19 protein-coding genes and 1 tRNA gene are annotated in these 20,584 nt (G+C 66.8%); 14 read left to right on the top strand and 6 right to left on the bottom strand.

The window, feature by feature from the left end:
* The first annotated feature begins 26 nt into the window (after positions 1–26).
* From accB to aat, 7 genes are all read left to right on the top strand, one after another.
* On the top strand, positions 27–539 hold the full coding sequence (gene accB / locus ACTZWT_RS14770; protein ID WP_444770434.1) for an acetyl-CoA carboxylase biotin carboxyl carrier protein: 513 nt from the start codon (positions 27–29) through the stop codon (positions 537–539).
* Between the two features lie 111 nt (positions 540–650).
* Complete coding sequence (gene accC / locus ACTZWT_RS14765) at positions 651–2,006, top strand: acetyl-CoA carboxylase biotin carboxylase subunit (RefSeq protein ID WP_444770433.1); 1,356 nt, start codon at positions 651–653, stop codon at positions 2,004–2,006.
* A gap of 113 nt (positions 2,007–2,119) precedes the next feature.
* Positions 2,120–3,652 carry a sensor histidine kinase gene (locus tag ACTZWT_RS14760; protein WP_444770432.1) on the top strand — a complete coding sequence of 511 codons (1,533 nt, stop codon included), beginning with the start codon at positions 2,120–2,122 and terminating at the stop codon, positions 3,650–3,652.
* Complete coding sequence (locus tag ACTZWT_RS14755; protein ID WP_011441908.1) at positions 3,649–4,092, top strand: response regulator; 444 nt, start codon at positions 3,649–3,651, stop codon at positions 4,090–4,092. The genes ACTZWT_RS14760 and ACTZWT_RS14755 overlap by 4 nt, the downstream gene beginning before the upstream one ends.
* Positions 4,089–5,177: a histidine kinase dimerization/phosphoacceptor domain -containing protein gene (locus ACTZWT_RS14750; protein ID WP_444770431.1), complete on the top strand. Its 1,089-nt coding sequence runs from the start codon at positions 4,089–4,091 to the stop codon at positions 5,175–5,177. The genes ACTZWT_RS14755 and ACTZWT_RS14750 overlap by 4 nt, the downstream gene beginning before the upstream one ends.
* Positions 5,178–5,303: 126 nt before the next feature.
* Complete coding sequence (locus ACTZWT_RS14745; protein ID WP_444770430.1) at positions 5,304–5,975, top strand: spermine/spermidine synthase domain-containing protein; 672 nt, start codon at positions 5,304–5,306, stop codon at positions 5,973–5,975.
* Positions 5,976–6,085: 110 nt separating this feature from the next.
* On the top strand, positions 6,086–6,760 hold the full coding sequence (aat, locus tag ACTZWT_RS14740) for a leucyl/phenylalanyl-tRNA--protein transferase (RefSeq protein ID WP_444770429.1): 675 nt from the start codon (positions 6,086–6,088) through the stop codon (positions 6,758–6,760).
* A 277-nt stretch (positions 6,761–7,037) separates the two neighbouring features.
* On the opposite strand, the gene ACTZWT_RS14735 is transcribed toward aat, so the two are convergent.
* On the bottom strand, positions 7,038–7,955 hold the full coding sequence (locus tag ACTZWT_RS14735; RefSeq protein WP_444770428.1) for a DUF2155 domain-containing protein: 918 nt from the start codon (positions 7,953–7,955) through the stop codon (positions 7,038–7,040).
* A gap of 230 nt (positions 7,956–8,185) precedes the next feature.
* Here ACTZWT_RS14735 and ACTZWT_RS14730 point away from each other — a divergent pair, with 230 nt between their 5' ends.
* From ACTZWT_RS14730 to ACTZWT_RS14720, 3 genes are all read left to right on the top strand, one after another.
* Positions 8,186–8,965 (top strand): SDR family NAD(P)-dependent oxidoreductase, encoded by a 780-nt coding sequence (locus ACTZWT_RS14730; RefSeq protein WP_444770427.1) that lies wholly within the window; start codon positions 8,186–8,188, stop codon positions 8,963–8,965.
* 30 nt (positions 8,966–8,995) lie between these two features.
* Positions 8,996–9,940, top strand: coding sequence for an alpha/beta hydrolase (locus tag ACTZWT_RS14725; RefSeq protein WP_444770426.1), 945 nt, complete (start codon positions 8,996–8,998; stop codon positions 9,938–9,940).
* A gap of 100 nt (positions 9,941–10,040) precedes the next feature.
* Positions 10,041–11,396 (top strand): agarase, encoded by a 1,356-nt coding sequence (locus ACTZWT_RS14720; RefSeq protein WP_444770425.1) that lies wholly within the window; start codon positions 10,041–10,043, stop codon positions 11,394–11,396.
* Here ACTZWT_RS14720 and ACTZWT_RS14715 read toward each other — a convergent pair whose 3' ends face one another.
* Positions 11,397–12,335 (bottom strand): GlxA family transcriptional regulator, encoded by a 939-nt coding sequence (locus tag ACTZWT_RS14715; RefSeq protein WP_444770424.1) that lies wholly within the window; start codon positions 12,333–12,335, stop codon positions 11,397–11,399.
* A gap of 110 nt (positions 12,336–12,445) precedes the next feature.
* On the opposite strand from ACTZWT_RS14715, the gene ACTZWT_RS14710 reads away from it, so the two are divergent.
* Positions 12,446–13,150 carry a DJ-1/PfpI family protein gene (locus ACTZWT_RS14710; RefSeq protein ID WP_444770423.1) on the top strand — a complete coding sequence of 235 codons (705 nt, stop codon included), beginning with the start codon at positions 12,446–12,448 and terminating at the stop codon, positions 13,148–13,150.
* 12 nt (positions 13,151–13,162) lie between these two features.
* On the opposite strand, the gene ACTZWT_RS14705 is transcribed toward ACTZWT_RS14710, so the two are convergent.
* Positions 13,163–13,573 carry an NADH:ubiquinone oxidoreductase subunit NDUFA12 gene (locus tag ACTZWT_RS14705; protein WP_444770422.1) on the bottom strand — a complete coding sequence of 137 codons (411 nt, stop codon included), beginning with the start codon at positions 13,571–13,573 and terminating at the stop codon, positions 13,163–13,165.
* Positions 13,574–13,822: 249 nt separating this feature from the next.
* On the opposite strand from ACTZWT_RS14705, the gene ACTZWT_RS14700 reads away from it, so the two are divergent.
* A complete protein-coding gene (locus tag ACTZWT_RS14700) occupies positions 13,823–14,458 on the top strand; it encodes a BA14K family protein (RefSeq protein WP_444770630.1) in 636 nt (211 codons plus the stop codon).
* A 60-nt stretch (positions 14,459–14,518) separates the two neighbouring features.
* Here the strand turns inward: ACTZWT_RS14700 and ACTZWT_RS14695 are convergent, their stop codons facing one another.
* Together ACTZWT_RS14695 and ACTZWT_RS14690 are read right to left on the bottom strand one after the other, a co-directional pair.
* Positions 14,519–15,418 carry a DMT family transporter gene (locus tag ACTZWT_RS14695; RefSeq protein ID WP_444770421.1) on the bottom strand — a complete coding sequence of 300 codons (900 nt, stop codon included), beginning with the start codon at positions 15,416–15,418 and terminating at the stop codon, positions 14,519–14,521.
* 247 nt (positions 15,419–15,665) lie between these two features.
* Positions 15,666–15,980: a hypothetical protein gene (locus ACTZWT_RS14690; protein ID WP_444770420.1), complete on the bottom strand. Its 315-nt coding sequence runs from the start codon at positions 15,978–15,980 to the stop codon at positions 15,666–15,668.
* On the opposite strand from ACTZWT_RS14690, the gene ACTZWT_RS14685 reads away from it, so the two are divergent.
* The gene (locus tag ACTZWT_RS14685; RefSeq protein WP_444770419.1) at positions 15,967–17,925 is read left to right on the top strand and encodes a lytic transglycosylase domain-containing protein; all 1,959 of its coding nucleotides are present in this window, start codon (positions 15,967–15,969) and stop codon (positions 17,923–17,925) included. The genes ACTZWT_RS14690 and ACTZWT_RS14685 overlap by 14 nt on opposite strands.
* Positions 17,926–18,339: 414 nt before the next feature.
* On the opposite strand, the gene ACTZWT_RS14680 is transcribed toward ACTZWT_RS14685, so the two are convergent.
* Positions 18,340–19,797 carry a porin gene (locus ACTZWT_RS14680; protein ID WP_444770418.1) on the bottom strand — a complete coding sequence of 486 codons (1,458 nt, stop codon included), beginning with the start codon at positions 19,795–19,797 and terminating at the stop codon, positions 18,340–18,342.
* 654 nt (positions 19,798–20,451) lie between these two features.
* Between ACTZWT_RS14680 and ACTZWT_RS14675 the strand changes: the two genes are divergently transcribed.
* Positions 20,452–20,545: transfer RNA gene (locus ACTZWT_RS14675), tRNA-Ser, on the top strand.
* The last annotated feature ends 39 nt before the right edge of the window (positions 20,546–20,584 follow it).

The following is a 20,584-nucleotide window of genomic DNA, read 5'->3' as shown; positions in this document are numbered from 1 at the left end:
TTCACTCAAGACATCTGGATCGAAACATGGCCCGCCAGCCTGACACCAAGACCGACGCCAAGCCGAAGGACGCCGCAACCGAGGACAAGGCGGCGACCGGCGACAGCACGCTGATCCGCGAACTCGCGCTGTTGCTCGACGAGACCAATCTCACCGAGATCGAGATCGAGCGCGCCGGGCTTCGCGTCCGCGTCGCCCGCAACGTCAGCATCGCGGCATCGGTGCCGATGGGCTACGCCCCGGCGCCCGCCTCCGGAGCCGCGATCACCCCGATCGAGACCGCCGCAATCGATATCGCCAAGCATCCCGGCGTGGTGCCCTCGCCGATGGTCGGCACGGTGTATTGGGCGCCGGAGCCCGGCGCCAAGCCGTTCATCGAGGTCGGCTCCCGGGTGTCCGCGGGCGAGACGCTGTTCATCATCGAAGCGATGAAGACGATGAACCAGATCCCGTCGCCGCGGGCCGGCACCGTCACCCAGATCCTCGTCGAGGACGGCCAGCCGGTCGAGTTCGGCGAGCCGCTGGTGGTGGTTGAGTAAGAGCGACCAGGGAGTTGTCGACGAGCGAAGAGAGCGGCGCCCCGGCGTCCTTCCCATTCGCTATTCGCTACTCGCCATTCGCCCCTTTGGCCCTTACAGCTCGGTAGTCCGATGTTCGACAAGATCCTCATAGCCAATCGTGGCGAGATCGCCTTGCGGGTTCTGCGCGCGTGCAAGGAGCTCGGCATCGCCACCGTCGCGGTGCATTCGACCGCCGACGCCGATGCGATGCACGTCCGGCTCGCCGATGAAAGCGTCTGCATCGGCCCGCCGCCGTCGAAGGACAGCTATCTCAACATCCCCTCGCTGCTCGCGGCCTGCGAGATCACCGGCGCCGACGCGGTGCATCCCGGCTACGGCTTCCTGTCGGAGAACGCGCGCTTCGCCGAGATTCTCGCCGACCACAATCTGCAGTTCATCGGCCCCAAGGCCGAGCACATCCGCCTGATGGGCGACAAGATCGAAGCCAAGAAGACCGCCAAGCGGCTCGGCATTCCGGTGGTGCCGGGCTCCGACGGCGCAGTCGGCCCGGACGACGACGCGATGACGATCGCGAAGGAAATCGGCTTCCCGGTGCTGGTCAAGGCCGCCGCCGGCGGCGGTGGCCGCGGCATGAAGGTCGCGCACACCGCCGAAGACCTGTCGATGGCGATCTCCACCGCCGGCAACGAGGCCAAGGCCGCCTTCGGCGACGCCTCGGTCTATCTGGAAAAATATCTGCAGAAGCCGCGCCACATCGAAATCCAGGTGCTGGGCGACGGCCGCGGCGGCGCGATCCATCTCGGCGAGCGCGACTGCTCGCTGCAGCGCCGGCATCAGAAGGTGTGGGAGGAAAGCCCCTCCCCGGTGATCAGCGCGGAAGCCCGCGCCCGGATCGGCGGCATCTGCGCCAAGGCGATGCAGGACATGAACTATGTCGGCGTCGGCACGATTGAATTCCTCTACGAGGACGGCGAGTTCTATTTCATCGAAATGAACACCCGGATTCAGGTCGAGCATCCGGTCACCGAGATGATCACCGGCATCGATCTGGTGCTGGAGCAGATCCGGATCGCCGCGGGCGGCGACCTGCCGGTGTCGCAGGACGAGATCGTGCTCAACGGCCACGCCATCGAGTGCCGGATCAACGCCGAAAATCCGGTCAATTTCCGCCCGTCGCCCGGCAAGATCGCGCGTTATCACCCGCCCGGCGGCCTCGGCGTCCGGATCGATTCCGCGGTGTTCCAGGGCTACACCATCCCGCCTTATTACGACTCGCTGGTCGGCAAGCTGATCGTGCACGGCAAGACCCGCGGCGAATGCCTGATGCGGCTGCGGCGGGCGCTGGACGAGATGGTGGTCGACGGCATCGAGACCACGCTGCCGCTGTTCCGGGCGCTGGTGCGCGAGCCCGGGATCATCGACGGGGATTATCACATCCACTGGCTGGAGCAGTATCTCGCCGGCGGCGCGCTCGAGGCCCGCTGAAAAATTCTCCGGACCGTGGAACCGAGTTCCGGCTTCGGCGTTAGGCTGGTTCCAGATTTGGCCGCCTTGCGGGGAATGTACTTGTTCTGTTTCGGGATAGCGGAGACCGCGCGGTGACGCCGGAATCCACGCGGCGACGCGCTTTCATCCAGATTTCCCTGCTCTCGCTCTCCTTCGCCGTGCTGGTTCTGATCAGCCTGGCGTCGGTGTTTCTGTTGCAGAAGGCCCGCACGGACGGCGCCTCGGTCGCCCACACCCTGGAGGTCGAGAACCAGATCTCGCTCGCCCAGTTGCAGATGCGCCGAGCCGAGAGTTCGGAGCGCGGCTTCCTGCTGACGGGGCGTCCTGAATTCATCGAGGAGTTCGAAAACTCGTCGGGTCAGGTCGTGCCGATGCTGCGGCGCCTGCAGCTGCTGGTGGCCGACAATCCGGTGCAGCGCCCGCTGATCGAGCGGAGCATCACACTCGCGCAGGTCAGGATCGACAAGTTCAAGCAACTGATCTCGCTCGCCCAGCTCGACCGCGCCGAAGAGGCCCGGCGAGTTGTTCAGGACGACAGTGGCCGCGAAGCCATGAACCAGTTCGCCAGCTTCATGGCCGCGATGCGGGCGGAGGAAAACCGGCTGTTCGTGATGCGGACGGCGGCGGCCGATCGCAGCCAGTCGCTGACGTCGATCGTCACGACCGCGGGCTCCGGCCTGGTGCTGATTCTCGCCGGCCTCTCGATCTTCCTGGTGCGACGCTCCGCGCGCGCCCGCGACGAAGCCGAGGCTCTGCTGCGCGAGAACAATCTCAACCTCGAAAGCACGGTTTCCGAGCGCACCGCCGACCTGCGCGAGGCCAACGAGGAGATCCAGCGCTTCGCCTATATTGTGAGCCACGATCTGCGCTCGCCGCTGGTCAACATCATGGGCTTCACCAGCGAACTCGAAGAGCTGCGCAGCGACATCTTCCGCCGCATCGCGACGCTGAGCCGGGAGGTCGCCGACAAGCAGATGCCCGAGAAGGCCGACAGCGACGGTGAGCCGGAGCTGGAGCCGGCCGACAAGCAGCTCTCGGAGGATTTCACCGAGGCGCTCGGCTTCATCAAGTCGTCGATCGGCAAGATGGACCGGCTGATCAGCGCGATTCTCAACCTCACCCGCGAAGGCCGCCGCCAGTTCCAGCCGGTTCAGATCGACACCAGGGAGCTGATCGAGAACATCGTCTCGACCGTGGCCCATCAGGCCGGCGAGGCGAATGCCGAAATCCGCGTCGAGCCGTTGCCGGACATCGTCAGCGACCGGCTCGCGCTCGAGCAGATTTTCTCCAACCTCATCGACAATGCTCTGAAATATCTCAAGAATGGGGTTCCCGGCGACATCCGCATCCGCGGCCGCCAGAAACTCGGCTTTGCGATCTTCGAAATCGCCGACAACGGACGGGGGATCGATCCGAAGGACCATCAGAGAATCTTTGATCTTTTCCGCCGTGCCGGTACACAGGACAGGCCCGGTCAAGGGATCGGGCTCGCCCATGTTCGCGCGCTCGTTCGCCGGCTGGGCGGAACCATGTCGGTCTCCTCCGCGCTCGGCGAGGGTTCGACCTTCACCATCACGTTGCCGATGAAATGGACCGCGGCGACCAAACGGGAATCCCGCTCATGAGTAATCCAGTCACCATCATCATGATCGAGGACGACGAAGGCCACGCGCGCCTGATCGAACGCAACATTCGCAGGTCCGGCGTCAACAACGAGATCGTTCCGTTCACCTCCGGTACAGCCGCGCTGAACTACCTGTTCGGCGCCGACGGCTCGGGGATCGAACATCAGAACCGCGCGCTTTTGGTGCTGCTCGATCTCAACCTGCCAGACACCAGCGGCATCGATATTCTTCGCCGCGTCAAGGAAAACGATCATCTCAAATGCACGCCGGTAGTGGTGCTGACCACGACGGACGACGCGCAGGAAATCAAGCGTTGCTACGAGCTCGGCTGCAACGTCTACATCACCAAACCTGTGAACTACGAGAGCTTCGCCAACGCGATCCGTCAACTTGGCCTGTTCTTTTCCGTGATCCAGGTTCCTCAAACCGAGGCTCCATGACTCCTGCTGCGCCGACCCTGCTGTATATCGACGACGACGAGGCGCTCGGGCGTCTGGTCTCGCGCGGCCTGAAGCGGCAGGGCTTCTGCGTCGAGCACGTCTTGAGCGGCGAAGCCGGGCTGGAGCGGCTGCGCGAGGGCGGCATCGACGTGGTGGCGCTGGATCAATACATGCCCGGCCTCGACGGGCTGGAAACGCTCGAGCAGATCCAGAGCATTCCCAACGCGCCGCCGGTGGTGTTCGTCACCGCGTCGCAGGATTCCAGCATCGCCGTGACCGCGCTGAAGGCCGGCGCGGCGGACTATCTGGTGAAAGACACCCAGGGCGATTTCGTCCCCCTGCTCCAGGTCGCCGCCGATCAGGCGTTGCGTCAGGCCGTGATCCGGAAGGCCCGCGATGACGCCGAAGCCGAAGTCCGCGCCTCGCGCGACCGCTACGCGGCGCTGGCCGCCGAGCGCGAAATGTTGCTGCGCGAGGTCAACCATCGGGTCGGCAACTCGCTGCAGATCATCGCGTCGCTGCTGCATCTCCAGGCTTCGTCCAGCAAAGAGAGCGAGGTCAAGGCGGCGCTGACAAATGCGATGGGGCGCGTCGCCGCGGTGGCGCAGGTGCACCGCCGGCTCTACACCTCGCACGACCTGAAAAGCGTGATGCTGAACCAGTATCTCGAAGCGCTGCTCGAGGATTTGCGGCGTTCGGCCGAAGGCAACCGGATGTCGCGCCTGACGCTGGAGGCGGAGGCGGTCGAGATCGATCCCGACCGCGCGGTCGCGATCGGCATCGTCGTCAACGAGTTGGTGATGAACGCGGTGAAGTACGCCTATCCGGAAGGCAAGGGCCCGATCCACGTGGTGCTGAAGGCCCGGGGCGACGATCTCGAACTCGCGATTTCGGATGACGGCGTCGGCCTTGCGGTCAAGGCCAATCCGCACTCGACCGGAATGGGCCAGCGCATCGTCAATGCGATGGCGACCAAGCTCGACGCCAGCGTCGAGCGCGACCCGGCACATTCCGGCACCCGGATGGTGCTGCGTTTCCGCCGCACCAAGAGCCCGGCGCCGGCACCGGCCCCAGCGACGGCCTGACGCGTCGATACCTATCCCAGCCTTGTGCCGACCAGCCGCGCCTTGCTACGGAAGCGATGCGAAAGGCTGCCATGCCTCGTCGCAAGTTCAAGATCAGACACCGGCGACATCTCGCGAGTAATCCGCATGCTTCCCTGGACCAGATTGGCCACCGCACCGATCCCAGGCGGCGACGAACTCCGGCTGATGCAACGCGGCGCTGAGTTCTCGATCCGGCTGGGCGCCAACGAGCTGATGAACAGCCGGCTCGGCGGCTCCGAGGAAGCGCTGGCGACCCTTGCCTGCAAGAAGCTGGACGGCCGACGCCAGCCACGGGTTCTGATTGGCGGTCTCGGCATGGGCTTCACGTTGCGCGCTGCGCTGGCGGTGTTCGGAAACGACGCCGCCATCGAGGTCGCCGAGCTCGTGCCTGAGGTGATCGACTGGGGCCGCGGCCCAATGGCAGAGCTGTTCGGCGACAGCCTGGACGACCCGCGCGTCAGCATCGTCGCGCGCGATGTCGGCGAACTGATCCACGCGGCCGCAAACGGTTATGACGCGATTCTGCTCGACGTCGACAACGGCCCCCAAGGGCTCTCCCGGAAATCGAACGACCGCCTGTACGATGCCGCCGGCCTGGCCGCCGCCCACGCCGCCTTGCGCGACGGCGGCGTCTTGGCGCTGTGGTCGTCGGGGCCGGACGACGACTTCACCCGACGGCTGCGGCGGATGGAGTTCGCCGTTAACGAAGTGCCGGTGCGAGCGGTCGGCAAGCGCAGCGGGTCTCGGCACTGGATCTGGCTCGCCGTGCGGAGCTGACCGACAGGTCGATCGCCACGTTGCGGGTCGACGCCCGGGGCCCTTTCTGATCCGCTGAACCTGCAGCCGCGCGAGGTCGCCCGATCGCATGAGCCCTGCTATGCTCGGCTATGACGTCCCGCGACTCCGCCTCCGCCGAGATCACCCCCGAAGTGCTGCTGCGCGCCTATGCCTGCGGTATCTTTCCGATGGCCGAAAGCGTCGACGATCCGACGCTGTTCTGGGTCGAGCCGGAACTGCGCGGCATCATCCCGCTCGGCGGCTTTCGCGTCGCCTCGCGGCTCGCCCGCACGGTCCGTTCGGATGCTTTCACGGTCACCGTCGATCGCGACTTCAGGGGCGTGATCGACGGCTGCGCCGAACCGCAGCCCGGCCGCGACGACACCTGGATCAACCGCCGGATCCGCGAGCTGTATATCGGCCTGCACGATATCGGCCATTGCCATAGCGTCGAGGTCTGGCAGGACGGCGACCTCGCCGGCGGGCTGTACGGCGTCAGCCTCGGCCGCGCATTTTTCGGGGAGAGCATGTTTCATCGCGCCCGCGACGCCTCGAAGGTGGCGCTGGTGCATCTGGTCGCGCGGCTGCTCGCCGGCGGCTACGAACTGCTCGATACCCAGTTCGTCACCGACCATCTGCGCAGCTTCGGCGCGATCGAAGTCCCGCGGCAGCGCTATCGCTCGCTGCTCGACGACGCACTGCAGGGCATCGCCGCATTCGATGCGCTGCCTATGGATCAGCCTGTGACGGGCGCAAAAGCCCTCGAAATCATCGCGGCGCACTGAGCGCACGATGATCAACGATCCTCCGCCGTGGTCTAGAGCGTTTCATCGATTGATTGAAGCGATCTGTTGAAGCGATGTGGCCCTTGCCAGATGCACTGACTCCTCATCCTGAGGAGCCCGGCGAAGCCGGGCGTCTCGAAGGATTGGGCGACGCAGGGCCGGCGGCGCATGGTTCGAGACGGCGCTGCGCGCCTCCTCACCATGAGGTTGTGCCTGCGGCGAGGATCCCTGAACGCCAGCGCTGATTCCATCGGAAACAGAACGGCTCTAAATGCAGCTACTGCCTGAAGGCCGGAAATGGCGGCGGCGGGGCCTGCTGCGTTTGACGCGGCGGCGTCTGCCGGCGACGCTGTTGCGGCTGCGCGGCGGCGGGCTTCGGCGGATCCGGCTCGGCGTTGACCACGGTCGTCTCGGGGTTCTTACAATCCGTCAGCCAGATATCGTAGATCGGATGCTCGACCGCGTGCAGACCGGGGCTGGCCGCGAACATCCAGCCGGAGAAGATCCGCTTCACCTCGCCCTGCAGCGTGATCTCGTCGACCTCGACGAAGGCGTCGGTGTTGGCGGCCTCGGTCGACGGCCGCGTGTAGCAGGCGTCGGTCTTCACCCGCAGCGCGCCGAACTGCACGGTCTCGCCGATGTCCGCATCGAAGCTGATGGTGCGGCCGGTGATCTTGTCGAGGCCGGTGAAGCTGGCCTTCTTGTTGACGATCTTCTGCGCCGGCGGCTCGGTGACGATTTCGTCGCCGGGCTGCAGCGTCGCAGGCGTCGGCGGCGCGCCGCGCGGCTGGCGCTGGCCGGGCGGCAGGCCCGGCAGCGGATTGGCCCCCGGCGGCGCGGTGGCGATGCCGTTGTCGGGCTGGCCCGGCGGCACGTTGGCGGTCGCCGGCGGCGACTGCGGAATGATCGTGGTGCCGGGCGGCGGCGGCAGTGGCTGAGACTGCACCGGGCCGGGCAGCGCCGAGCCGAGCGGCGGCCGGGTCGGTGCCGGCAGCACCCGCCCCTGCGGCGGCAGGTCCGGAACCTCTTCCTCATCGTCCATCGGCGGCGGCGCGCCACGGGGGATCGCACCGGGCGGACGCGGCGCCGGATCGGAAAAGATATTGCCGATCTGCGCCTGCGCCGGCGGCGCGAGCGTGATCAAGGAGGCGGCGATCAGCGCCGCAAGACCGACAAAACAGAGGCTTCGGGACATTCCGCGCGGCTTCAATGACGAATCAGGCTTGCGACATTCTACAGCTTGGGCCGCTTGCATCGGTCCCGGTTAACACGCCGAATACGGCGGGGGAAGGGCGACCGCCGGCGGCCTGCCCGCTGGCCTTCGGTCGCCGCACCTGAAATAATCGGCGCAGGCGCAAGCGCGGGATCAACCCGACGCCGCCACCATTCCGGATCGAACCGGAAGGAACCGGGGAGACGACGGGCATGACCGACCGAATTCGGCTGGACGGCAGGGTGGCGCTGGTCACCGGAGCCGCAGGGGTGATCGGCCGCGCGACCATCCAGCTTCTCGCCGAACGCGGCGCGCGCATCGTCGCGATCGACCGCGATCAGAACGCACTCGATCAGGCGGTCGCCGCCCTGCCCGCCTCGGCGCAACCGCTGGCGCTCATCGCGGACGTCACCCAGGAAGATCAAGTCGCGGCCTATGTTCGCACCGCGATCGAACGCTGCGGCCGGATCGACGTGTTCTACAACAACGCCGGCATCGAGGGCGATATCACCCCGATCGTGCGCACCTCGCTCGACGCCTTCCGCCGCGTGCTCGACGTCAACGTCGTCGGCGTGTTCCTCGGCATGAAACATGTGCTGCCGGTGATGCTGCAGCAGGGCTCCGGCAGCATCGTCAACACCGCCTCGATCGCCGGTCTGATCGGCTCCAACGACATCGTCGCCTACACCGCCAGCAAGCACGCGGTGATCGGCATGACCAAGACGGCGGCGCTGGAATGCACCGGCACCAACGTGCGCGTCAATTGCGTCTGCCCGGGGATGATCGACAGCCGGATGCTGAGCGCGATCGTTGCGGGCCGCAATCCAGGATCGACGCCGGTGCCGGCCGACAAGGTCGTCGAGCGGATACCGGCGCGGCGGCTCGGCACTGCCGCGGAGGTCGCCTCCGTGGTGGCGTTTCTCGCCTCCGACGAGGCGAGCTACGTGTCGGGCGCGGCCTACACCGTCGACGGCGGCCGCACCGCGAGTTGATCATTCTCTCTCACCAGGTCCAGCAAAGCCATGCCAGCAAAACTCGATCCCGACGCCGCCGCGGTCTACAAGGCGTTCCAGGACGCCGGCCGCCCCGCCTACGAAGATCTCACGGCCGAGGAAGCGCGCGCGTACTACGACGCCGCCCGACTCGTCAGCAATCCCGACCCGCGCGAACTCGCCTCGATCCAGTCGATCGCGATTCCGGGACCCGCGGGCGACATCCCTGCCCGCGTCTACACGCCGAAGACGCTGCGTCAGGACAACGGGCTGGCGCCGGCGCTGGTGTTCTTTCACGGCGGCGGCTGGGTGATCGGCAATCTCGACACCCATGACGTCGTCTGCCGCGCAATCGCCGACGAAGGCCAACTGATCGTCATCTCGGTCGACTACCGGCTCGCCCCCGAGCACAAGTTTCCCGCCGCTGTCGAGGACGTGATCGCTGCGACCCAATGGGTCGCCGACAATGCGCGCAAGCTCGGCATCGACCCCGAACGCCTCTGCGTCGGCGGCGACAGCGCCGGCGGCAATCTGGCGGCGGTGGTGACGATCCACGCCCGCGACCATGGCGGGCCGATGCTCGCCGGCCAGGTGCTGATCTATCCGGCCACCGATTTTGCGATGAACCATCCCTCGCATAGCGAACCGGAGACCAGCGTGCTGCTGACGCATTCGGTGATCAGATGGTTTCGCGATCACTATCTCGGCGGCGCGCCGGTCGAGCACGACTGGCGCGCCTCGCCGGCCCGCGTCGAAACGCTCGCCGGTCTGCCGCCGGCCTTCGTGATGACCGCCGGCGCCGATCCGCTGCGCGACGAAGGCGACGAATACGCACGACGTCTCGCGGATGCCGGCGTGCCGGTGACGCATCGCGCCTATCCCGGCCAGTTCCACGGCTTCTTCACGATGGGCAAGCTGCTGCAGAAGGCGAATGTCGCGGTCACCGAGATCGGCGACTGGCTGAAGGCGCTGTAACCGGCGCGGATTGACCGGCGTCAACGTCGCCGCGCGCCGAACCGGCGAGGTTGGCCCTCCGCAATCAGAGGGCCGCCGACGCGCGGCGCAACGGCGTTCGATGACCGACATTCCAAGAACCCGCTGGGGCGGCCTCGCCGACGGCAAGGCTGCGGCCACCGGCTTTTTCCGCGTCGAACAGATCGACGGCGTATGGTGGTTCGTCGACCCCGACGGCGGCCGCTTCCTGTCGAAGGGCGTGACCGCGGTGAATTTCGACCACGACAACGTCAGGGGCACCGAGCGTCATCCCTATCGTGAGGCATGCCTGCACAAATATGGCAGTCGCGACGCCTGGCGCAGCGCCGTCGCCGATCGCCTGCACCGCTGGGGCTTCAACACGCTGGGCGCCTGGTCGGAGCCGGAGCTCGCTTCCGCAGGCCACACCCCGCTCGCCTCTGCCGCCGGCGTGGTCTATCTCGCCACCGCCTACAGCGACGGCCGCGGCTGGCCGCAATCCGATCCGTTCGCTCCGGCCTTCGAGACGTTCGCGCAGCAACGCGCCCGCGAGATCTGCGCGCCGCGGCGCGACGACCCGAGCGTGCTCGGCTGGTTCATCGACAACGAACTGCAATGGGGCCCGGACTGGCGCGGCGAGAACGAACTGCTGCCGGTGATCCTGCGCGACAACGCGGCGCCGCATTCACGCGAGGTCGCCGTCGCGCTGCTGCGCAGCCGCTACGGCAGCGTCGGCGACTTCAACGCGGTGTGGGGCAGCTCGGCATCATCGTGGGACGCGCTGGCGACCGCGCCGATCACGGCCCCACCCTTCACCCGCAATTTCTTCACGCATGATCACGCGCAGGAACGCGATCCGTTGCGCGGGCGTTACTTCGCCGATTGCGACGCCTTCGCCGGGCTGCTGGCCGAGCGCTACATGGCGGTGAGTGCTGCGGCGATCCGCGCCGCCGCGCCGCACCATCTCGTGCTCGGCAGCCGCTTCGCCTACGCGCCGCAGCCGCAAGTGATCGCGGCGGCCGGCCGGCATTGCGACGTCATCAGCATCAATTGCTACGACGCTCTGCCGGACGCGGTGATCGACGCCTATGCCGGATGCGGCCGGCCGTGTCTGATCGGCGAGTTCTCGTTCCGCGGCGATGACGCCGGGTTGCCCAACACGCAAGGCGCCGGGCCGCGCGTCGAGACCCAGGCCGACCGCGCCGCGGGCTTCGCGCGCTATGTCGGCGCCGCGCTGCGCCATCCGAACCTGATCGGCTATCACTGGTTCCTGCACGCCGATCAGCCGGCCGAGGGTCGCTGGGACGGCGAGAATTCCAACTACGGCGTCGTCCGCATCGACGACGAGGTCTACGCCGAACTGACCGAGGCGATGCGGGTGGTCAATGACGACGCCGAGTGGCTGCACGCCGGAGCCGCCGCGGCCCGCCGCCACGTCGCGACCCAGCCGGCGGCCTGATCACGCCGCCCGTGCCGCGCGGCGCAAGGCCTGCGGTGGCTGGCCGAAGGCGCGGATGAAGGCGCGGCGCATCCGTTCCGGATCGCCGAAGCCGGTCGCCTGCGCGACCTGCTCGATCGCTTCGCCGGACGCCTGCACCCGGCTCTTGGCCGCTTCGATCCGCAGCCGCTCCACCGCTTTCGCCGGCGTCGACCCGGTCTCGGCGATGAAGGCGCGGGTGAAATGCCGCGTGCTCATGCCGGCCTGCTCCGCCAGCCGCTCGACGGTGAGGTGTTCGCCGAGATGCTCGCGTACCCAGCCGAGCAAGGCGGCGAACCGCCCGGACGGCGCCTGCAGTTCCAGCAGCGACGAGAATTGCGACTGCCCGCCGGCGCGGCGCTGTGCCAGCACCAGTTGCCGCGCGGTGTCGCGCGCGATCGCGTCGGAATGCTGCTCGGCGATGATCGCCAGCGCCAGATCGATGCCGGCGCTGATCCCGGCCGAGGTCCAGACCTCGCCGTCGCGGACGAAGATTCGGTCCGGCTCCAGCCGGACCCGCGGATAGCGCTCGAGGAAATCGCGGGTGCGGCTCCAATGCGTCGTGGCGCGCCGGCCATCGAGCAGGCCGGCCTCCGCGAGCAAGTAAGCGCCCGAACAGACACTGGCGATGCGGCAGCCGCGCGCTGCCGCGGCGCGCAGGAACGCCAGCGTCCGGGAGCAGCCGGCGGCGGCGCGCACCCCGTCGCCTCCTGCGATGATCAGCGTCCGCATCGCCCGGTCGTGCCGCAACCCGCGCGCCAGCATCTCGACTCCGGACGAACTCCGCACCGCACCGGGCGTCGCGGCGATGATCCTGATCGGCTCCGCGGATCGGGCATAGCGGCCGGCGATCTCGAACGCGGCGATCGGACCGGCCGCATCGAGCAACTGGAAGCCGGGATAGATCAGAACGCCGATCAATACGTCCTCCGCGGTTCTGTCTGGAATCGAGGGATATCCGCCATTTCGGACATCAGACCACCATGTCAGGATCACCTCGTCAAGCGCCGTTCAGGCATAAGGAGAATCCCATGGCCCAGTTGCAGATCGGAATGTTGCTGTTTCCCAACCTCACCCAGCTCGACCTCACCGGGCCGTTGCAGGTGTTCTCGCGCTTACCGGATACGACAGTGCATCTGGTGGCGAAGACGCCGGAGCCGGTGCAGAGCGACACCCCGCTGTCGCTGCCGCCGACGACGACCTTCGCCGACTGTCCGCAGTTCGACGTGATTTGCGTGCCCGGCGGCGGCGGGACGGACGATCTCGTCAATGACGAGGACACGCTGAGCTTCCTGCGCAAGCAGGCGGAAGGTGCACGATACCTGACCTCGGTCTGCACCGGATCGCTGGTGCTCGGGGCCGCGGGCCTGCTGCGCGGCTATCGCGCCACGACGCACTGGACGGCGATCGACGATCTCGCGGCATTCGGCGCAATCCCGGATCGCAGCCGCGTCTGCATCGACCGCAACCGCGTCACCGGCGGCGGCATCACCGCCGGAATCGACTTCGCGCTGACGCTCGCGGCGCTGCTCGCGAACCGCACCACCGCAGAGTCGATTCAATTGATGCTGGAATACAACCCCGCGCCGCCGTTCAATGCCGGCTCGCCGGAAACCGCCCCGGCCGAGGTTCTGAAGATGATGAAAGAGCGCATGCAAGGCGCACGCCAGCGCCGGATCGGCGCGATCGCCCGCGCCGCGGCCCGTCTCAATGCGGATGCAGAACCGGCGGCCTGAGCCGCCACCGGATCAGTTACCCGGAGTCCAGGGCTGATAGTCGCCGGTCGCCTTCGGCCGGCGGCCGGTCGACAGCGTCGAGCCGGACGGACGATACGCCATCGGCGTTCCGGTCAGATTCGGCTGGTGCGGCTTCTGCCACTCACGCGGCTGATAGGTCTCGTCGGTCGGCGGCACATCGACGATGTGATGCAGCCAGCCGTGCCACTCCGGCGGCACCCGCGTGGCCTCGGCATAACCATTGTAGAGCACCCAGCGCCGCTCAAAACCGAGCGTCGGATCGATCTTGCCGCCCTTGGTCCGAAAGTAGCGGTTTCCACCCTCGTCGGTGCCGACCAACTCGCCGAACCGCCACGTCCACAATTGGGTGCCGAACGTAAAACCGTTCCACCAGGTGAAAATCCGCAGCAAAAACAGTTTCATGGGACGCATCCATCGGCAGCGACAGTGTCCCCTGATGCCACTGGCGACCGAGAATGTCCAGCCGTTGCGAGTGGTTTCGAACATCGAGATTCAGCGGTTCCGCAAAATGAACGCAATCCGTTCACGACTGATACACGCGAATGTTGCGAACCTCGGGCCGCGTCGGCGGAACAGACAGGAACGACGACACCTTCAGCGTGTTGTGGTCACGAACGTGTTCCAGACGATTTCCGATTGATGGAGTCCATGATGTTGAATCTCAAGACATTGACCGCTGTGGCCGCGATCGCGATCGCGATGCCGCTGGCGACCGCTGACCTCAGCTTCGCCCAAGGCAGCATCGGCGGTGGTGGGGCCGTCGGCGGCGGTGGTGGCGGTGGCGGTGGCGGCGGCTCCATCGGCGGCGGTGGCGGCGGCAGCATCGGCGGCGGTGGCAGCATCGGTCGTGGCGGTGGTCCCGCGATCGGTGGCGGCGGTCCCCGGATGGGGGGCGGCGGTCCCGCGATCGGCGGTGGTCCGCGGATGGGCGGCGGCAGCGTTGGAATCGGCGCCGGCCCGCGCGGGCCGGGATTTGCCGGCGGCGGTCCCCGTGGCCCCCGCTTTTACGGTGGCGGTCATCGCGGCCCCCGGTTTTCGGGTGGAGGCTATCGCGGCGGCTATTACGGCGGCGGCTTCTGGCCGGGCGCGTATGCAGGCGCCTTCCTCGGCGGCTCGTCCTACTACTACAACGACCCTTATGGCTACGGCTACTACGACGAACCCTCGGTGGTCGTCGTTCCGGGCGAGGATCGCGACGACGCTTATTGCTCGCGTCGTTTCAAGTCGTACGACCCGGCCTCGGGCACCTATCTGGGCTATGACGGCAAGCGTCACCCCTGCCCTTAAGCAACAGGCCGCAACGTAGCTCCTTGAACGGCGCCCATCCGGGCGCCGTTTTCGTTTTGCTCAGAAGCGCAACGCCAATGCGACGCTGCCCAGCGTCACCGTCAGGGCGATCACTTCGCGCAGTCCCAAGGGCTCGTGCAGCATCGCAGCCGACGCAAGCACGCCGACCACCGGCACCAGCAGCGTGCCGATCGAAGCCGTCGCGGCCGGCAAGCGCTCGAGCGCCGCGAACCAGCAGACGTAGCAGACGCAGAACTGCACCAGCGTCATATAGACCACCGACGCCCAACCGACCGTCGACAAGGCCGCGAAATGCGGATCCTCGAGCGCGAGCCCGGCCACCGCGACCGGAATGCAGCCGAGCCCGATCTGCCAGGCAGCAAGCGACAGCGGCGGCAGCGCCAGAGGAAAATGCTTCGTCAGCACGGTGCCGGATGCAACGCAGACCGCGCCGGCGACCGCAAACAGGATGCCGGGCAGTTTGTCGAGACTGGCGTCGAACCCCCCGCCGCCGATCAGCACGGTGATGCCACCGAGCGCGATCAGCAAGGCGACCGCCCGGGTCGCCGACAGCCGCTCGCCGAGCACCGGCCACGCCAGCACGGCGACCCACAACGGAATCGAAATGCCGAGCACCGCAGCGTCACTTGCGCGCAGCCACAACAGCGCAAGCCCCATACACGCGACCCATCCGCCGATCGTCAGCAGCGACACCAGGATCAGTCGCGACCATAGGACGCGCGGCACCGTGATCGTCTGCCCACGCCAGACAGCGATCGACGCCAGCGCCAGTGCGCCGACGATCCCTGCCAGCCCTCGCGACGACAGCGGCGGCAGTTCGGTCAGCAGGTGCTTCATGATCGGGAAATTCAGGCCCCAGCCGATCGATGCGACGCCGAGAAACGCCAATCCGAGCGGCGAAATCCGGCCGCGCGCAGCCGCGTCTTGAACCGTCGTCATGCAGGCGTTGCCCCCGGTGTGCTTTTGACGCCACGATGACCGAAATCCGGCGGCGCGGCCATCCTGAATGTGGCCCGGGGCGAGGCGGGGTATTTCGTCGCGCCACAGGGCAGATCGCGCCGCAAGACGGCTTCCGCCCTGTTTTCGCCGCTGTATTCGGGTGCAAGCGCGAGATGCGTACGTTCCAGGACGCCGGACCGCCTTCACTTGTGCGGCCGATACTGACAGAATCGCGCGAATCGCACGCTCACCGGGGACAGTGATTGCATAGCAACCAACCCATCAGACGCGTGACCTGCATCGCCGCCCTGTTGCGCGCGTCGACGGCGACGCTGGCGTTGAGCATCGGGCTCGGCGGGTTTTCGATCGAGGCCCAGGCCTCACCGAAGAAGGTCCCGCTGCCAAAGCCGCGGCCGATCTCGCGCAGCGTCGTGCCGAAGACCACGCCCGCGACAGTCGCGTCCATCCCCAGGCCCTCGGCGACGCTCGCGACCGCAGCACCCACGGCGCCGTCGATCGATCCCGCGCGTCCGCATGCGGCAGCGCCGATGGTGACGCGCAAACCGGCGACGCGTTCGGCGGTGGCCGCGACGGCGCAGACATCGCAGGCCGACGCCAACGCGCTCGAAAACGTCATCGAGCAGGTCCGCAAACGCAAGGCCGCCGATGCGACGCAGATCGCCGACACGATCTCCGATCCGCTGGCGCGCAAGCTGGCAGAATGGATCATCCTGCGCGCCGAATACAACGGCGCCAGCGTCGAGCGCTACCGCGCCTTCGTGCGCGCCAATCCGAGCTGGCCGTCGCAGACATTCTTCCGCCGCCGCGCCGAGGCCGCGCTGTGGGACGACAACCGCAACGACGACTCGGTACTGGCCTATTTCGACAACGAGAGACCGCTGTCTGCGAAGGGCAAGCTGGCGCTGGCGCGCGCGGTGCTGGCGCGCGGCGACCGGCGCACCGCCGAACAGCTCGTCCGCGACGCCTGGCGCAATGATTCCATGTCGGGCGCGCTCGAAACCGCCGCGATGGAGATGTTCGGCGCGCTGATCACTCCGGGTGATCACAAGGCGCGGATGGACGCTTTCCTCTACGGCAACGACAACGATCCCGGCCTGCGCGCCGCGAAACGGCTGGGTGCCTCACAGTTCGCGCTGGCGAAGGCCCGCCTCGCGGTGGACAACAAGTCCGGACAGGGCAAGGCCTTGCTCGATGCGGTGCCTTCCGATCTGCACAGCGATCCGGGTTATATGTTCGCCAGGATCCAGACGCTGCGCCGCGACGAAAGGATCGCCGAAGCCGGACGCCTGATGCTGACCGTCCCGCGCGACCCCAACCGGCTGTACAATCTCGACGAATGGTGGATCGAGCGGCGGCTGCTGGCGCGCAAGCTGATCGATATCGGCGATTATCGGCTGGCCTATCTGGTCGCCCGCAATGCCGCGACGCCGACGCGCGAAGTCTACAAGACCGAACAGGAATTCACCGCCGGCTGGATCGCGCTGCGATTCCTCAAGGACCCGGCGACCGCCGCCCAGCATTTCGCCCGGATCGGCACCGACACCACCAACCCGACCGCGCTGGCGCGCGCCGGCTATTGGCAGGGCCGCGCCGCGGAGGCGCTGGGCCGGACGCAGGATGCCCGCGCGGCCTATTCGGCGGCGGCCGCACAATCGACCAGCTATTACGGGCAATTGGCCCGCGCCAAGCTCGGCCTGCCGCATCTCGATCTGAACGGCGCGCCGTCGAGCCATGGGCGCGGCGTCGAGCGCCTCGAAGTGGTCCGCGCGGTGCAACTGCTCTACGCGATCGACGAGGGTAGCGTCGCGATTCCGATCTTCGCCGATGTCGGTGAGAATGGCGATACCGACGCCCTGCTCGGCCTGTCCGAACTCGCGGCCCGCAACAACGATGCACGCGCGATGCTGCTGGTCGGCAAGGCGGCGCTCAACCGCGGCCTGCCCTTCGATCACTACGCCTATCCGATGGTGGGCATTCCGCAGTTCAAGCAGTTCGGCCCGGAGGTCGAGCGCAGCATCGTCTACGCGATCGCCCGCCAGGAGAGCGGTTTCAATCCGGCTGTGGTTTCGCCGGCGCAGGCCTATGGTCTGATGCAGGTGACGCCCAACGCCGCGAAATATGTCTGTCGCCGTCACGGCTGCACCTACGACGCCGGGCGCCTGAAGGGCGATTCGGTCTACAACGCCGCGCTCGGCGCGGCCGAGTTGGGCGGGCTGATCGACGATTACCGCGGCTCCTACATCATGACCTTCGCCGGCTACAATGCCGGCCGCGGCAGTGTCCGCAAATGGGTCGAGCGTTACGGCGACCCGCGCGATCCCAAGGTCGATGCGGTCGACTGGGTCGAACTGATTCCGTTCTCCGAGACCCGCAACTACGTGCAGCGCATCATGGAGAACCTGCAGGTCTATCGCGCGCGATTCGGCGGCGGCAGTCGCCTGCAGATCGACGCCGACCTGCGCCGCGGCGCCGCGGCGGTCGAGTAGCGACCCACCCGAGCCATCCGCGTTGGGCATCAGGCCGGCGGCGGCGAGGCCCAGTCTGGAGTTCAGCAGATTTTCCGCTTGCGGAACGCCTGCCCGAGGTTTGCCACCGGTTTGCCGCAAGACGTCGAGGGCCGCGTCGGCCATGTCGATCGCCGACGTCGGCATTTCCGCGCCCACCTTGCGATCGAATCACCAATGGATTCGCGCCAGCCGATTGATGCGCGCGAGCCAGATCCGGCCGGCAGCGGGCCCGCCTTCCCCTGCGCCGGTGATTCGCCTCCGCCCCCGCCGACCCGGAGCGCCCCGGGGGCCCGGCCCCCGCGCCTTCCGTCAAATGCTTATGCCACAACGAAAAACCCCGGCGGTTGCCCGCCGGGGTTTCGTGAGGTTCCTTGCGGAACGATCAGGTCAGGATCAGAACACGCGCTGAACGCGGAGGTTGCCGCTCCAGGTACCCTGGTCCTTGAGCTCGTAGGCCACCGGAGCGGCCACGGTTCCCGGCTTGGTTCCGCCCGGAGCCAAGCCCACAATACCGGAGTGGCTCTGGTCGAGGTAGGTGTACATCACTTCGCCCGAGAAGGTCAGGTTCTTGACCGGGGTCCAGCGGGTGACGGTGCCGATCTGAGCGATGCGGAAGTCCGGGTTACAGGTGAACCCGACAGCCGTGGCGCAGATCTGGGCGGTCGCGGTGCCGTTGTAGTCGATCGAGGTGTACGAACCAAACAGCGAGGTCGACCAGAAGGGGCTCCAGTTGTGGTTGAACGCACCACGGACGCCCCAGGCCTGGGTCTTGGTGATGCCCGTGCCGTTGATGTTGTTGGTGCCCGAGAAGACGCCATCGGCCGCGCCCGCCAGAGCGATGCTCTGATAGGCGACGCCGGAGTTGCCGTACATCGCGAACGAGGTCGGGCTCACGCCGCCGAGCACGTAACGGGTCGCACCGTCAGAATAGGTCGCCGTGAAGTTGATGCTGTCGCCGGGGCCGGTCGGCAGGTTCTTGAGCGAGATCGCGCCCTGCACCGCGTAGCCCCAGGTGTCGCTCGGATGACCCGAGGTCTCGAGGGTCGGCGTGTAGTAGCTGGCGCGAACCTGGTGGGCCGCGGCCGACACCTGGAACAGACCCCAGGCCTGGTCGACGCGGATCTTGCCGACGATGTCGGGGATCTGCGTGCCGGCGTAGGAGTTCGTCCCGTACACGCCCGCGGCGAAGCCGGCGTTGGTCAGGCCCGAGGTGTTGTACAGCGCCGACTGCAGATAGGACGACTGGTCTTCGAGCGAGATCGAGCCCGACACGCCGTTGCCGAATTCCGCGGTGTAGGCAACCTGGTTGATGCCGGTGACGTCGTCGTAGCCGCCGATCAGGAACGAGGTGTTGTTGCCCGGATAGCCGGTCCAGGGCGTGTCGAACTGCGACACGGCCTTACCGAAGGTGAAGCCGGCGAACTGGATGAAGGCGTAGTAGACGCCGAGCGTACCGGCGGCGACGCCGTCACCCGTGGTCCAGTTGAAGGTCGCATCGAAGTAGGTGCGAACCACGCCGTATTCAGTGGCGGTGCGGGTGTCGATGTTGATGTCCTGGCGCGAACGGAAGATGGTGTTGTTCGCAAGGCGGTTCTGCTGGCCGGCATTGCCGTTCCAGGCCGGGGCGTTATAGGCGGCCCCACCGTACATCGTGGCGTCGGCGCGGAGATAGCCGCCGAGCTTGATGCAGGTGTCGGTGCCCGGGATGTAGTAGAAGCCGGCGCCGTAGATCGAGCAAACCTTCACGTACTCGACCGCTTTGGCCTTCAACGGAAGATCGGCCGCCTGCGCGCCACTCATGGCGACGAGAGCCGCCGCGGAGCCAAGGAAAAGGCTCTTAACCATGTTCATGTAAACCTCCAAGTTTGCTCTCTAGGGAAGGTTCCTGACCGCAGGATGCGCATGGCTCCCGCAGGGTGGTCCCCTTGTCCCAATCAAACCCGCCTAGCCGCTTCGCGCCTTCGGACACACCCGCTGAACGCGAGGGACTTAAGCGAACCACCTAATCCGGGACGACCTCGGGATGCCCCCCTCCGTCGCAGTCACGAGAATTACCTAAGCGTGATGCACACGCAACAAAGGAACGCCTCAGAAGCGCTGAAGCCTCGCCCTTTTTGAGGGGGTGTTGCACAAATAACACTCGTACGTTGACTTGGGAACTTAAGCAACATATTGATTTTATGTCGCATTTTGAGTTCCTCGCGCGACACGGCTACCGCTCTGCAGCATTGGCGAGCAACGTCCGGACAAGCCGTTGCACGAACAACGCGGGTCGGTTTGGCCGGTTTGGAAGCGGATTCCTTGAGAAACGAATCCTTTTTGGAACGAATCCCCCGCCGTCACCCGGCCGGATTGCGTTCAGCGACGCCCCCGGAAACTGGTTGAAACGGACTCGCCATTTTTGGCGGCCGGACGCGGTCAAGCCGAACTGGTCTTGAAGTCGCGGCTATCGAGCATGGAATCCCGCTTGCGGGCCGCGACCGCGTCGGGCATATCGAGCCAGCCGGAGACGTGGCCGAGTGGCTGAAGGCGGCGGTTTGCTAAACCGTTATAGGGTTGTAAAGCCCTATCGAGGGTTCGAATCCCTCCGTCTCCGCCACCAAACCTCTGATTTTCCACAAGGATATGCCGCTCCGCC

Origin of the sequence: Rhodopseudomonas sp. NSM (assembly GCF_052445935.1) — a bacterium.
GTDB lineage: Bacteria > Pseudomonadota > Alphaproteobacteria > Rhizobiales > Xanthobacteraceae > Rhodopseudomonas.
The sequence above is the reverse complement of the archived record's forward strand: the minus strand, read 5'-3'. Positions and strand labels throughout refer to the sequence as shown.

Bases quoted from the DNA above. Each gene is read 5' to 3' on its own strand.
- accB (WP_444770434.1), top strand. From the start codon at position 27: ATGGCCCGCCAGCCTGACACCAAGACCGACGCCAAGCCGAAGGACGCC.
- accC (WP_444770433.1), top strand. From the start codon at position 651: ATGTTCGACAAGATCCTCATAGCCAATCGTGGCGAGATCGCCTTGCGG.
- ACTZWT_RS14755 (WP_011441908.1), top strand. From the start codon at position 3,649: ATGAGTAATCCAGTCACCATCATCATGATCGAGGACGACGAAGGCCAC.
- ACTZWT_RS14750 (WP_444770431.1), top strand. From the start codon at position 4,089: ATGACTCCTGCTGCGCCGACCCTGCTGTATATCGACGACGACGAGGCG.
- ACTZWT_RS14745 (WP_444770430.1), top strand. From the start codon at position 5,304: ATGCTTCCCTGGACCAGATTGGCCACCGCACCGATCCCAGGCGGCGAC.
- aat (WP_444770429.1), top strand. From the start codon at position 6,086: ATGACGTCCCGCGACTCCGCCTCCGCCGAGATCACCCCCGAAGTGCTG.
- ACTZWT_RS14735 (WP_444770428.1), bottom strand. From the start codon at position 7,955: ATGTCCCGAAGCCTCTGTTTTGTCGGTCTTGCGGCGCTGATCGCCGCC.
- ACTZWT_RS14730 (WP_444770427.1), top strand. From the start codon at position 8,186: ATGACCGACCGAATTCGGCTGGACGGCAGGGTGGCGCTGGTCACCGGA.
- ACTZWT_RS14725 (WP_444770426.1), top strand. From the start codon at position 8,996: ATGCCAGCAAAACTCGATCCCGACGCCGCCGCGGTCTACAAGGCGTTC.
- ACTZWT_RS14720 (WP_444770425.1), top strand. From the start codon at position 10,041: ATGACCGACATTCCAAGAACCCGCTGGGGCGGCCTCGCCGACGGCAAG.
- ACTZWT_RS14710 (WP_444770423.1), top strand. From the start codon at position 12,446: ATGGCCCAGTTGCAGATCGGAATGTTGCTGTTTCCCAACCTCACCCAG.
- ACTZWT_RS14705 (WP_444770422.1), bottom strand. From the start codon at position 13,573: ATGAAACTGTTTTTGCTGCGGATTTTCACCTGGTGGAACGGTTTTACG.
- ACTZWT_RS14700 (WP_444770630.1), top strand. From the start codon at position 13,823: ATGTTGAATCTCAAGACATTGACCGCTGTGGCCGCGATCGCGATCGCG.
- ACTZWT_RS14695 (WP_444770421.1), bottom strand. From the start codon at position 15,418: ATGACGACGGTTCAAGACGCGGCTGCGCGCGGCCGGATTTCGCCGCTC.
- ACTZWT_RS14685 (WP_444770419.1), top strand. From the start codon at position 15,967: ATGGTGACGCGCAAACCGGCGACGCGTTCGGCGGTGGCCGCGACGGCG.
- ACTZWT_RS14680 (WP_444770418.1), bottom strand. From the start codon at position 19,797: ATGAACATGGTTAAGAGCCTTTTCCTTGGCTCCGCGGCGGCTCTCGTC.